At 46.3% G+C, this 13685-nt stretch carries 8 protein-coding genes; 4 read left to right on the top strand and 4 right to left on the bottom strand.

Going from position 1 to position 13685, the window contains the following annotated elements:
- The first annotated feature begins 107 nt into the window (after positions 1 to 107).
- Positions 108 to 1145, top strand: a complete 1038-nt coding sequence (locus ACBZ72_10640; protein ID XES76626.1) for an Lrp/AsnC family transcriptional regulator — start codon at positions 108 to 110, stop codon at positions 1143 to 1145.
- 4 nt (positions 1146 to 1149) lie between these two features.
- Here the strand turns inward: ACBZ72_10640 and ACBZ72_10645 are convergent, their stop codons facing one another.
- Positions 1150 to 2364, bottom strand: a complete 1215-nt coding sequence (locus ACBZ72_10645; GenBank protein XES76627.1) for a cofactor-independent phosphoglycerate mutase — start codon at positions 2362 to 2364, stop codon at positions 1150 to 1152.
- 467 nt (positions 2365 to 2831) lie between these two features.
- The gene (locus tag ACBZ72_10650; GenBank protein ID XES76628.1) at positions 2832 to 5432 is read right to left on the bottom strand and encodes a PQQ-binding-like beta-propeller repeat protein; all 2601 of its coding nucleotides are present in this window, start codon (positions 5430 to 5432) and stop codon (positions 2832 to 2834) included.
- 188 nt (positions 5433 to 5620) lie between these two features.
- Between ACBZ72_10650 and ACBZ72_10655 the strand changes: the two genes are divergently transcribed.
- A complete protein-coding gene (locus tag ACBZ72_10655) occupies positions 5621 to 6430 on the top strand; it encodes a TrmB family transcriptional regulator (protein ID XES76629.1) in 810 nt (269 codons plus the stop codon).
- Between the two features lie 340 nt (positions 6431 to 6770).
- Here ACBZ72_10655 and ACBZ72_10660 read toward each other — a convergent pair whose 3' ends face one another.
- Entirely contained in the window at positions 6771 to 9446 is a 2676-nt protein-coding gene (locus ACBZ72_10660) for a PQQ-binding-like beta-propeller repeat protein (protein ID XES76630.1), read from the bottom strand.
- A gap of 215 nt (positions 9447 to 9661) precedes the next feature.
- Between ACBZ72_10660 and ACBZ72_10665 the strand changes: the two genes are divergently transcribed.
- A complete protein-coding gene (locus ACBZ72_10665) occupies positions 9662 to 10153 on the top strand; it encodes an Lrp/AsnC family transcriptional regulator (protein XES76631.1) in 492 nt (163 codons plus the stop codon).
- Complete coding sequence (locus tag ACBZ72_10670) at positions 10140 to 10616, top strand: Lrp/AsnC family transcriptional regulator (GenBank protein ID XES76632.1); 477 nt, start codon at positions 10140 to 10142, stop codon at positions 10614 to 10616. Before ACBZ72_10665 ends, ACBZ72_10670 begins: the two co-directional genes overlap by 14 nt.
- Before the next feature lie 202 nt (positions 10617 to 10818).
- Here ACBZ72_10670 and ACBZ72_10675 read toward each other — a convergent pair whose 3' ends face one another.
- A complete protein-coding gene (locus tag ACBZ72_10675; GenBank protein XES76633.1) occupies positions 10819 to 13413 on the bottom strand; it encodes a PQQ-binding-like beta-propeller repeat protein in 2595 nt (864 codons plus the stop codon).
- Between the last annotated feature and the right edge of the window lie 272 nt (positions 13414 to 13685).

The following is a 13685-nucleotide window of genomic DNA, read 5'->3' on the forward strand; positions in this document are numbered from 1 at the left end:
AAAAACCAACCAAAACTGACAAAAACTGACAGAAAAGAAGTGTTCAAAAGCTTTAACTGTAACGAAAAAAATACTTAAAGAAAATAACTGGCAGCAAGGATACAGAATTGCTTGATAACCCTAAAATAGACGAAATTGACGCACGAATCCTAAAGAATTTGCTAAAAGAAGCACGCACTACATTCACAGACATCGCAGCAGAATGTGGAATTTCAGTTAGCGCCGTGAGAGTACGGTTTGAAAGGTTAAAAAAAGAAAAAGTAATCACTGGAGAAATAATGCAGGTAAACCCCAAAGCCATAGGATACAATTTTGTCGCAGACTTGGGCATCACTACAAACATTGAAGATGAAAAAGAAGTTTTAGAGTTCCTTCGAGCAAACCCATACACAGCAATGAGTGGACCAGCTCCATTTTGGAAATCTAACATTGGAACATTCACAGTTCTACCAAGTGTCGAAAAACTAGCCCAAATCCAAGAAGAAATTGAAGCTAACCCACGAATAAAAAGTTTGGAAACCATGATTTGGGTTGAAACAACAAACATGGACCTCCCAGAAAACTTGCTTATTCACCCTGCACTCGATGACAAGAAACAACCAATAAAGGTTCTGTATCCAGCCACGTCTTATGTCTCAAGTGTAAAAATTGATCAAAACGACCTGGAAATCGCAAAGACGCTAGTTCGGAATGCCAGAAAGCCCTTCAAAAAAATAGCTGAAGAGCTAAATATTTCAACCAAGAACGTCATCCAGAGATACAGCAGGCTTAAAGACAAATTGCTCACGCTTTCAACAATCACGGTTGATTTGAAGAAACTCGGCTACAACGCTATGGCTAACGTATTCATCAAAGTTGCTAACAAAAGTGAAATCCCAGCGATTTACAGCCAGATTCTAGAAATCCCCAATGTTATTGTTATAATCAGAATTATTGGACGCTATGACCTGCGGTTCATGGTTGCATTAAGAGACTTTGAAGACCTGTTCAAAGTTAAAGAGCAGGTTCGCAAAGTTAAAGGCATTGAGGAATCAGAATTTGTTATTCACAAACCTTTCCGTGAATGGCCACTTAACGTTTTTGCGTCGTTAATTTTAGACGAAAAAAAGGCGCCCCTAATCACTTCGCCAAGTAGGAAAAACTGAGACCCTATTTTTGTCCTGCCCATAGGAGAAGGGACAGTAGGCTTTCAGCAGTTACGAGCCCAAAGCCACCGTTTTTAGCCGAGACCTCGTCAAAGGTTGCAACGTCGTCGGCTTGTATTGTGGGGGAAGAAATTGTGAAGGGTACGGGGTCTCGGGTATGCGTTCCAACTGTAATTGGAGTCGGGTGGTCAGGAAGCAACGCAACCGCACAAGGCGCATCAAGACCGTTAAGCAGTCTGCCCAACAGTCGCTGGTCAAGGTCCTCGATTGTTTTCACCTTCAACGCAGAATCTTTCACATGACCCGCTTCATCGGGGGCTTCCACATGTACAAAAACCAAATCGTTGTCTTCCAAAGCTTTCAATGCGGCGTCGGCTTTGCCCTCATAATTGGTGTCGCTCAAACCTGTGGCGCCCGCAACGGTTATGACTTGCATGCCCGCGTATGCGCCAATTCCTTTGACCAAATCCACTGCCGAAATCACAGCTGCCTTCAAACCGTACTTCTGTTTAAAAGTCTCCATGGAGGGTTTTGGTCCGCCGCCCCAAAGCCAAATCATGTTCGCGGGGTTTTTGCCAGTGTTCATTCGGGCAGCGTTAACGGGGTGGTTTTCTAAGATAATTTTGGATTTCTCAATCAACGTTTTGAGTTGAGTTACCGTTTCTTGAGCACAGGGAGACTCAGTTTTAGGGAGCACCTCGGAGATTTTTGCACCCACAGCATCGTGAGGTGGAAAGCAAGTAAGACTTTTAGAGTGGAGAACGTTACGCAGAATCAGAAAGTGCCGATAGTCAAGCCCCGAATAAAACTCGACTTTTCCAGGTACGCCAAAGGCTTCGTTTAGGGCGTGGATTAACTGTTCAGCTTCAGGAGTTGTAATGTGCCCTGCTGCGTAGTCCACTAAAACCCCATCTTTTTCCGTTATAAAGTTACATCGGAAGGCAACATCGTTTTCGTTGAGGGTTATGCCTCTGGCGGGTGTCTCAAGTGGTCCCCTGCCCGTGCAGTAGATGTGGGGGTCATAGCCCAGAAGCGAAAGGATGGCGGTTTCGGAGCCGGGATTCATGTCGTCAGGAACGTTTTTAATGAGCCCACTTCGCCCTTTAGCGGCTAAGGCGTCCATGTTGGGTTTATGTGCCACCTGAAGGGGAGTTTTATTGCTTAATTCGGGGACAGGGTAATCTGCCATGCCGTCGCCGACGACTAACAGGTACTTCATTTGGTCACCGTTGTGTTTGCTGCGTTGTTTTTGTATGTAAAGTTTGCCCTTCAATATTTGTCTACTGATGCCGTTGGCGTTTTGCGGGCGCTCTGTATTGGCGCTATTTCTGTTAGACTCCCCTACGTTTTTGTTGGGCTTGTTTTGGGCTGTTTTTTTGTTTCTGCGTCGGAAATGGGCTTAACATGCGTCGGGGATAGGCGGGATGTGACAGGGAACGGCGGGAAACGTCAAATTTTGTCACAAAAGGGCAGGCAGCCTTCCAAAGTTCGACCGAAAACGCGTCGTCAAAATGTGTCTCAAAGGCATTTTGGGAGGGCTTGCTGGGGCTCTGGACGGGCGTTCATAGGAGAGAAAGAACGAAAAACCAACAAGCAAGTTGGAAATTCATTTCCAGAGCCCACTCAGCCCCCGTTTTTTCCAATTGAACTTTATTTCTTTCAAAAAAAGAGAAAGAAGGTAGGTGCTTACTTGTGTCTTTTCAGAACGACTGCTGCTACGACTACGGCTATGATAACTGCTGCCGCGGTTATCGCAATGTAAGTTGTCGGCGGTACACCGCTAGTTGCTGGCTGTGGAGCTTCGCTAGGCAAGGGTGAAGGCGCAACTGACTGTACTGGAGCTGAAGAGGACGATGTTGGTGTCTGAGATGCCGGTTGAGTTGGCGTGGCTATCGCTGGCGCTGCTGCTTCCGATACAAAGAAAGCTGCTGTTTTTGACGATGAACCATAGTAGGATGCGCTTCCTTCGAAAGTTGCCGTAACTACGTACTTGCCGGATACTGGTGGAACCCATAGAGTACTATAGGAGCCCGTATAGTCGCTAGTTATGTAGCCTAGGTCTTGGAAGTTACCGTTCGGGTCAATGGCCGTCAAATGCACTTCAACACCAGTCACGTCAGTTGGCTTTGGCTGCTGCTCGTACACGTATTCCATCCATTGAGTCATGCTCTCATCAGAAACACACGGAAGACCATACGGAAAGTTTGCTGCAACCGCTTCCTGATAAGAACCAGCAGAAATATCAATTACCGTTCCCTGAAGCAGTACTTCATTGCCTAACGACTGAACAGAGTCGGGTGCCGTAACTGTTGTGGCGCTTGGACCTTTACCATACGCGTAAATCTGATTGTCATAGTCGTTGTGTGCTAAAAGGACACCATCTGCTATAACGAGGTTATCAGTGGTGAACGAACTGGTGCTCCAAAGCAAGACTCCAGAAGTGGCGTTTACGCAGTAAAGTTGCATGCCTCGAAACAGTGGGTCTCCATGCGAGACGCCATTTGTTACATATACTTTTCCGTCCGCAACAAGGATTGCAGCGTGTATGAAAGGATAGTAGTTGAAGCTCGGAACGTCCGCGCCACTCTGATATCCACTAAATGACCACAGTTCCTGGCCATTTGTTAGGTTAAAAGCTCGAACACCAGCTGCAGTTACTCCATATAGAACTCCGCTAGAGATTGCAGAACCACCGGAAACGGGCACTGAACCCCAGGGATCAGGATCAGGTACTGTCGGACCCCACAACAGCTCTCCAGTGTAAGCATTCCAGCCATACCACTGCATAGCATAAGCATCATACGTAGTAAACACACCATCAGCCATAGGCCCCATTTGATAGGCATAGGAGGTTGCAGGCCCCGACGGGAGTGTTACATTAGCAACCCAAAGCTGTTGCCCTGTTGTCGAGTCATAACCTACTATCATTGTAGAGCCGAGTGGACTAACAGACGCACTTTGTCCGCTAATTTGAGCCGTAAGTACTACGCCTGAATTAATTTTTGTTATTGATTCTCCAGAGTAAGTTGTTACCGAAACGTTCCATTGTAAACCAGCACTCCAGCTAAGACTCGCATTGATTCCAGGTCTCCAAGTCCAGTCGTCAATGTGCCTAAAGAGGTTATATTGAGTGGATTCTTGGATGCACTGAGATGAGTTCCACATTGCTATCCAACCCTTTCCGAGAATGTATGCCAGCAACTCACCGTTAGGGCCTGTCACCATAGTGCCGCTTGTTGCACCATTAATTTGCAATATCTGATTTCCTGTGTTAGCATCGTACATATACCAAGTGGAGCCTGCAGTATTCCACAAGTATGGTGTACCGCCCTCTTGATTTGGGGTATCAAAGCTGTAAACTTGACCTAATGTTATTGCTTGCGGTCGATTAGGATTAGTTGCAGGACTGGTGGCATTGCAGCACCACAGGGTCTGTCCTGTTTTCAGATTTACCGCATAGTATCCCTGGTAAGGAGCAATGGGCGCATTATAGTAAAGTACTCCGTTGATTACGACTGGGGGAGTGAAGGCCTGTTGATAATCCCGACCTTGATAGTAATTGCTTGTAAGACTGCTTCCGAATTCGCCCCCGATTAGTCCTCCAGCCATCAGAGGCTTTGTCCAAAGAATATGAGCACTATCAGGACCCGTTGTGTATGGGGCAGCATAGTCACTGTAACTGTCAGCTTCTGCTGGAGTTGTAGCAAACCAATTTCCTGAGACCGAGTACCACTCTTGGTTTTGAGAGTTTATTGGACGTGCCCAGTAACTTGTGGGAAGTGAAGCTTGTGGCGTTGACGATGAGGATATGTTTTGTACTGTGAGCGTTGTCGAGAAACTGCTTGGTGCGTAATAAGCGTCTACAGGTGCTCCGAGAACTCCAGTTCCTGTAACATGCTGTCCTGGAAAACTGAACTTTAGGGTGTAGTTGCCAATTTGATCAGGTGCATATAGAGTGTTTGCAAATGCTGCGTTGTCTGCTGTAAACGGACCCAACGTTTGACTGGTTCCGTCCGGCTTAGTTATTGCCATTGTGTAACCATCCCATCTAACGCCAGTATCGATTATGTCTGTTGTTAGTGGATTGATTATGTTCAGCCACATTGAGATGGTTACTTGCTGATTAATTCCTGCTGGATTTGGGGAAGCGCTAAGATATGCATACGTAGGAAGAGTTGTCTGAGCATTAGCCAATGACAAGGAAGCCATTAGCATTGAAGTGACAAGCACCATCAAAACAAAAACTGATATTGCTTTGTTTAGTTTTTTTTTAAAGCTATTTTCCAAACTTATTCCTCTTCAATTTTCAGAACGGTGTGTAGTTATGAAATATAACGTGTTGCGATTGAAAGTTTCAACCGCAGGTATGTGGCGACAAAATCAAGAAGCAAACGTTAGAACGAAATTGGAAAGTGATAAATACGTTTAATAAATATGACCCTCTCCGCACGAACCAAGATAGGAGAGAATTAGTCATGGCGGAGGATGAAAGCATCCAGATATTAACTAAATTAGGCTTCACTGCTTCGCAGGCTAAGGTCTATTTGACACTTGTCAAATTGGACAAATCAAAAGTTAGCACAATCGCCAAGATTGCACATTTGGACAGGGCAGAAACATATCGCTCAATAACTCAACTTGAAGAGAAAGGCTTCCTGCTAAAGATTTTAACAAATCCAGTCGAGTACAAGGCGACCCCGCTAAAAGAGCTACTGCAAATCTTGTTTAATAAGCAGAAATCTGAAGTCATCCAAATTCAGAAAGATGCCACCCGCATTTTTGAGCATTCAATTGGTCACAGGGAAATTTTGCAGCAAGAAGAGTGCACTTTCTGTGTCCCAAGAGCAGAAATGGCTTATCACACCATGGAAAAGGAAATGAAAAAAGTGGAAAGAAGCGTAAAAAACCTAACTTCAGAAAGACTGCTACAAGAATATGGCTTACCACTGTTCAGGGAAAAGTTTGCTAATGCATATCTTGATGCATTGAAAAGAGGAGTAAAAATAACCGTATTATTGTATAAACCTAGCAATGAAAAAAACATCTTAGCATTGGCAAAAGAATTAACCCAATTAACTCAATACCAAAATTTCATACTGAAAGTTCTTCCTTATTCTGAGGGGGTTCTTTTATCCATTCGTGATGATAAGAGAGTGTGGATATGCACTTCAAATGAACGCCCTGGCGAAAGCTCTCGAATAGTGTCAAACAACCCTCATATCGTAGAGTTGGCTAAGAGTTACTTTGAAAGGGCACTTGAAACAGCAAATGTAGGGAATATGTAGGTTTCCAGCGTTCACTTGCGGGAAAAGGGTTTCTCTGCCTCAAACATTAGGATAGGTAGGACACCTTTTAATCAACACATAAAATTCTGCCCTCGAGGCACTTAGTTTCTTAAATAACTCTTTGAACTTTCAGAACAAATTTGTCATGTTTCCTCACGGATAACGCATTTAGAAGAAAGAAGGTTTGCTGGGGCTTTGGAACGCAATCTTTTAGGAGAGATGAAAGAAAAACCAACAAGCAAAGTTGGAAATTCATCGCCAAAACCCATTCAGCCCCAAACTTTACTCACATGGCTATTTTTCAAGAAAAAAGGAAAAAGGGGAGTGTTTTTTGCGGATATCATTTGCGTTTCCGTAGTACAAGAACCGCTGCTGCAACGATGATGACAAGGACTGCTGCGGCTATGGCAACATATGTGATTGTTGGCGTGCCTGCGCTAGTTGGTTGTGGAGCTTCGCTGGGGGAAGGTGAAACGGGCTGTGTGGGGGTTGGGGTGGGTGCAACTGGAGTGGGTGTTGGTGCGGGTGGAGTTGGCGTTATCACAGCTGCTGCGGCTTCAGAGACAACAAACGAAGTTCCTGCCTCACTTGGATAGTAAGAGTTGGAACCTTCAAAGGTAGCGGTGACAATGTACACGCCTTCAACTGGCGGAGTCCACGGAATAGCATAGTTGCCTAAGTCATTGCTAATTGCTGTACCGATATCTTGACTGTTGCCGTTGGGGTCAATGGCAGTTAAATGCACTTCAACGCCAGTTACATCAGTGGGTTTTGGCTTTTGCATATGTATGTAATTCATCCAGTCGCCCATGCTTTCGTCAGACATCGCTGGAACAGTGTTGAATTCGCCGCTCTCAACTAACTGTTTAGCGCCTGCTGCTTTGTCGGTCACTGTTCCGCGGAGGAGCAGAGTTTGTCCCAGAGAAACAGCAGTCAAAGGTGCATCAACAGTAACTTCACTTGGACCTTTACCGATGCAGTAGATTTGCATGTCGTAGTTGTTTAAGTATACAAAGTAGCCGTCTGCAATAGCCGCGCCAGCGTTACCAGAAGTTGAGGCGCCGTGACCATACAGAGTCCACAGTTCTGTGCCATCTGAAGTGTCTACGCATCGAACCAATACGCCTTTCCAGTATGGAGCGTTACATGAGTGCTCATTTGTGTGCAAATAGATTTTTCCATCCGCAACGCCAGCAATGCCCAGTGGGTATCCAGTGTAAGGGGTGTCTAACCCTGAGGGTGCATTATAAGTCCAAAGCAGGTCGCCTGTCTCTAGGTCGTAGCAGTAGAGTACGCCTGAATATCCAGTTGAGTAAAGTTTGCCTCCAGCTAACGAAACTGTGCTCATGGCGCCGCCGCCTCCAGAATAGAAGTTCCACGGGTTCTCAGAGGGCGTTGGACCCCAAAGTTCGTGCCCATCATCCATGCTGTAAGCGGTGTAAGAGATGGTTTCTTTGTCAAAGTAAACGAATGCACGAGCTGTGGCGTCTAATCCTACGAAGGAGCGCGTCTGGTTGCCAGCGGGTGCTGAAATGTCGACTGTCCACAGAATTTGACCTTTAGTTTCATCGTCTTTAACGCTTATTCCACTCACTGTGGTAGTTTCGGGTGTACCAAAGCCCAAGAAGCCCGTTAGGGGTGTACTAACAATCACCACATCATTGTAGGATGCCCCGATTATGGAGGAGCCTGGAGCTAGTTGGGGTATTGTCACGTTCCAAGAGTATGCGTTGCTTGCATCAACTGTTTTGCCTACGGGACGCCATTGGTTATAGTCTGTGCTTGTGTAGTCTGTCGGGTTCGCTGAGCCGGTTAAATCGTGGGGTGCAGTGTTATTCCAAAGTCCAAGCCAGTTACCCTGTGTGTTGAGTACGTATCGGAGTATCTCGCCGTTTGGTCCCCGAATCTCAGTGCCAGGAGGAACATTAGTTAGCTTGAATAGCATTTCGCCATCAAGTGGGTCATACGCCGTCCAATTTTCTGGACCTCCAGGACCAAAGAAACCACCGCCGCCACTAGTTGACCACAGATAGCCGTTAGGGATAACACCGTGCTGGTTTAAGGATTCGTAATCGTAGAGTTGTCCAAAGCTGGGTGCTGTTAGGGTATTGCCCAAATCAGTTCTGCTCCATAGTTCTTCGCCAGTTTGTAGGTCTACACAGACGTAGCCGCCGCCTATTACATCATTAAATCCGCCTGGTTGTGAGTTGCTTCGGGGGATTGTGTAGTAGAGTCGCCCGTACAGGATTATTGGGTTGCCGAATTTGTTTTCGTAGTTGGTCCCGTCATAGAAAGTTATGCCATTGGGAAGGGTAGTGCTTCCGCCGACAACACCGCCGAACTGAATTGGTCTAGTCCACATCACGTGTGCACTGCCAGGGGCATCACCGTCAGGCTGATATCTAGTTTTGATAGCACTTCCAGAAAGCCAATTCGAGGCAACTGTAGCCCAATTGGTGTTTTGCCCATCTATAGGTCGCGTCCAGTAACCGCTCGGAAGAGGGAAGTCTTCTGTCGGACTTATCGGCGCAGACTGCACTGTCAGGGAAGTTGAAAAGCTGCTTGGCAGGTAGTAGTCGCCGATGTAGGGGCTTGAACTACCAGGTAAGCCGGTGACAGGGTTGTTGAGACCCAAGACTTGACCTGGAAAGTTGAAGACAAAATTGTAAACCCCCACTTGGTCAGGCGTGTATAGGGCATAACCGCCTCCTACAGGGTCAGATACAAAGGGGCCCAAGGTTTCGGTGTGTCCATCGGGTTTGGTGACTTCAATTGTCATATCTGTCCAGCGGTCACCGCCAAAGCCAGCTGCGGTAGGCGGATATTTGTCAAGCCAGAAAACAAGGGTTATTTGTTGGTCCACACCAATGGGGTCAGGGGCAGCGGTAAGATAAGCATATGTTGGGACTTCTTGCGGGGGATCATGTGCGACTGCGTTTGGCAAAGCAAGCATAGACATAGCGATTGTCAGAATCAAGATTGTCGAAACTATAATTTTGTTTATTTTTCTCTCCAATGTTATCGCTCTCTTTTTTTGAATAACCTACCTCTTAGGAGTATGCATATAAATTTTTCCACAATACACCAACCAAACGTAAAAAAAACTCAATTCATCAACTGTTTTGAAGTTTTTATTCCATTCAGAGATACATAAAGGTACATTTGCAAACCGCAACATAGAGAAGCTTAATATTTTGATTAGGGCGCTTTAAGGTAGGCGGCGTTCACCTCTTGGGAAAACACCGAAAAATTGACAAAATAGACGTAACCATTTTAAAGGCTCTACTAAAGGATGCACGCACTAGTTTTGTAGAAATCGCCAAAGACTGCGCGGTCCACCCCAACTTGATAAGAACACACTACAACCGGCTAAAACAGGATGGAATAATCACGGGTGAAATCACAGAAATGAACCCGCAATCTTTTGGGTACAAGTTTTTTGCCTACGGAGGGCTAAGAGTTGACCCCGATAAGATGGCACGGGTTATCAGTAAATTAGAGAAGATACCCACAATTATGCAGACTGCCGAAGGAGTTGGAGGAAGAAACATCCTGTGTTTCATAATAGCCCGCGACATACCAGATTTAAACAAAACAATAACCCAATTAAGGGAAATTGAGGGCGTAACGGCAGTAGACTCAAACCCTGTTATCCAAACCAATCGAACAGTTTTCCCAGAGAACCTTCAAATCGCTGAAGAGGAACAAGATGGACGAAATTGATAAAGAAATAGCAAAAATTGTATCAAAAGACGCGCGCATCCCCTTCAAAGACATCGCAAAACAGCTGGGAATTTCACCTCAGATGGTAATCAGACGATACAATAACCTGAAAAAAACCGCGTTCGCGTATTGCTCGATAACAGTCAATCTGAAAAAACTTGGCTTTGAAGCCTCAGTTGGGTTCACTTTAAAAATCAGAGAAGAAAACCACAGAGAAATCGACCAAATATACGACAAAATAACAAAATTCCCCAATGTGATTATTGCGGACAAAATGCTCGGACCATGTGATATGTCCTTTCTCATTCCAGTGCGAAGCTTTGAAGAAATTTTTAAATTTCAAGAACAACTCGCCAGCATAAAAGGCATCGAAAAAATAGAAATGACCTTATATCGGGCACACGAGAACTGGCCTAGACAAATCTGCACCAAGCTTCTACAAGAGCAACATGAAAAAGAATAAAGTCAATTCTTCGCAAGCCAATCAGCACACTTAAGTGCCTCTCCATATCTCATGCGGTTTGCTGGGGCTTTGGAGCAGAAAACAAGGAGAGAAAGAAAATGAGCCCAACGAGCAAGGTGAAACTTCATGCTCCAGAGCCTTCTCAGCCCATGTTTTTCTTTCAACTTTCAAACAAAAAAGGGAAGAAGGAGAGTGCAATGGTTTATTTTCGTCTTCTCAACACAAGAACAGCTGCAACTGCAATTATGACTATTACGGCTGCACCTATCGCGATGTAGGTTGTGGTCGGCATAGCGCTGGTTGGTGGCGGGGGTGCTTCGCTGGGGGAAGGTGAAACTGACTGCAGGGGTGTTGGAGTGGAGACCGTTGGGATTGTTGGAGCTACTACTGCAGGTACCGCTGCGGATGTTTCTGAGACTACAAAGGAGGTTCCTGCCTCGCTGCCGTAGTAGGCGTTGGAGCCTTCGAAAGTTGCAGTGACCGTGTAAAAGCCAGATACTGGTGGCGTCCATGGAACTGCAAAGTTGCCCAGTTCATCCGTGGTTACTGTTCCGATTTCTTGGGTGTTGCCGTTGGGGTCAAGAGCAGTCAGATACACTGATACGCCTGTCACATCTGGCTTTGGAAATTGTTTGTAGACGTAGAGCATCCAGTCACTCATACTTTCATCCGATACAGCGGGTACACCGTTGGGGAAGCGGGCGGTTAGGGCGTATTCTTGGGTGCCTGGGGAGATGTCAGTCACGGTGCCACGCATTACTAAGCTGTTGCCTGCGGCTATGCCAGTCAGGGGCGCCTCCACGGTTGTCGCGCTGGGTCCTTTGCCTATGGCATAAATACGCTGGTCGTAGGTGTCCATTGTTGCGATTATGCTGTCGCCGATGATAGCACGTCCACCCCAGCGGGTTTGTCGGAACATGCCATCTACTTTCCAGATTTCTTCGCCAGTTTCAGCATCCAGACAAATGAAGGGTGCACCTCTTGGTCGGGGGTCAATAGCTGAATGTTCGTAGTGACCGACGTAGAGTTTTCCGTCCGTAACAAACAGAGGTCTTAGCCACCAAGTGTTAGCCCACAAGATTTCGGTGTATGTGTCGTTGGCTTCATATTTCCAGAGGCGGTCACCGGTTTGGACGTCATAGCAGTATACGATACCGCTGACGCTTGCCGAGTAGAGTTTTCCGTAGGCGATGACTCGGGCTCCAGCTTTAGTGTCGTCCAAAGCATCTAAGTAGTACTGGGATTCGGTTGGTCCCCACATGTACTCGCCTGTTGTTAGGCTAAAGCCATAGTTTTGGCAGGTTTCCTTTGAGAACAGAACGCCAACGTTATCTTCCGCGCTTGCGGTCATCCATTGCACAGTTTGGTTGCCTGAAACCCAATCAGCGGGAGCAGCCCAGGTGTTATCGAATAGCAAAGTGCCTTCCTGACCTTGTTTGAGGCTTAAGCCCCACATTCTAACGGAGGAAGAGGTTATTTGTGCACCAACAACTTTGTCGTCGTAGTATGTCGCTACGACGCTACCAGTCAGCCCTGTGGGTATGGTGATGTTCCATTGGATTCCACGGGAAGCAGGGAACACTCGGGGGTACTGTGCAGTGTTTAGGTATCGACCCCAACTGCCGTCTTGGCTGCTACCTGTGTCTTGGGGGTTAACGGTTTTGCTTGAATTCCAAAGAGTCATCCAACCTGCATCTGTGTTGAGGGTGTATCGGTAGATTTCGCCATGTGGACCGTATACGTTGCTGCCTGAAGGCACATCGGTTACAGTGTATGACCAGTCACCAGTGAAAGCATCATATGCGTTCCAGGTGGTGCCGCTGGTTGTCCACAGGTAAGTGAAAACGCCGTGCCCGTTGAATCCGTCCCAGTAGAAGGTTTGACCAAACGATAAGCTTTGAACCACGCCGTTAGCGTCTAAGAGGGGTTTACACCAGAGTTCTTCGCCTGTGTGCAGGTCAACTGCGCAGACCTCCTGGTTTTCTATAGCTACGCTTCCTCTGCCTTGGGTGTTAATTGTGTTGTAGTAGAGAATTCCGTTGATAATCACGGACGAGAGGAATTTGCCTTCGTAAGCATCCCCCATCTCCATAGAGTGCCCATCAAGGTCACCTCCTACCAATCCGCCCATTTCAAGCGGTTTTGTCCAGAGCACGTGGGCACTTTCAGGTCCATCATTGTATGGTGCGTACAGGTTGTCAGGTGAAGCGACCCAGCTTCCTGCAATTGATGCCCATTCCCTGATTTGAGAGTCAATTGGACGTGTCCAGTATTCTGTTGGAAGTGAAAAGCCAGGATAGGACGGAGGCATTGTTTCTTGAACAACAACCGAAAGAGGTTCGCTACTGCTGGCTAAAAGCAATGTACCTGCTGCGCCAGTTCCACTTATGGTCGCCGTGAGTGGCCCTTGATCAGGAGAGTGAGTTTGGAAGGTGTATATGCCAACTTGATCGGCCATGTAAACGGTGCCTGTTCCGCCGGTTAAGTCAGTAGTAAGGGGACCCAAGGTCTCTTTTGTGCCGTCGGGTCTTGTGACATCCACGGTCAGACCTGTCCAAGGTCCTTGTTGCCAATTTGAGGCATCTGTAATTCCCACGTGCAACAGGATTTCTTGTCCAACACCAGCAGGGTTAGGCAAAGCCCCGATGTAAGCGTAAGTTTGCTTCTGAACTTGAGCATTAGAGGTTGGAAGGGTAAGCAGAGGCATTGCAAGAGCTATCAATAGGAGTAGACAGAAAGCTTTGGAGAGTTGCCGTTGTTGAGTCTTCCGATTTGTAAAATATTGTATTATAGACATATCTTCGTCTCCATAATTAATGAAACAACAGGTGGACTAGTTTGGTTTTTAAAATGTCCCAGTAAGTCGCCCGACTACCAATTGTTTAAAGAAATAGAGATTAGAAAAGACTAAAGAAACGGATTCGCAGAGGCAACAGTCAAAGAAGAGCAACAAAAAGTAAACTATAGTTCCAGAATCAAGACCATTTTGATTAAGGCTACGTGTTTTAGAAAAAATCTTAAAAAAGGAAGGACAGATATTTTTTACACGCAATCTTTGGAGAGAGATAA

It is taken from the genome of Candidatus Bathyarchaeia archaeon (genome assembly GCA_041447175.1).
Taxonomy (GTDB): domain Archaea; phylum Thermoproteota; class Bathyarchaeia; order Bathyarchaeales; family Bathycorpusculaceae; genus JADGNF01.

Coding starts and splice junctions, on each gene's coding strand:
- ACBZ72_10645 (XES76627.1), bottom strand. CDS start 2,364: ATGAAGTACCTGTTAGTCGTCGGCGACGGCATGGCAGATTACCCTGTC.
- ACBZ72_10655 (XES76629.1), top strand. CDS start 5,621: ATGGCGGAGGATGAAAGCATCCAGATATTAACTAAATTAGGCTTCACT.
- ACBZ72_10670 (XES76632.1), top strand. CDS start 10,140: ATGGACGAAATTGATAAAGAAATAGCAAAAATTGTATCAAAAGACGCG.
- ACBZ72_10675 (XES76633.1), bottom strand. CDS start 13,413: ATGTCTATAATACAATATTTTACAAATCGGAAGACTCAACAACGGCAA.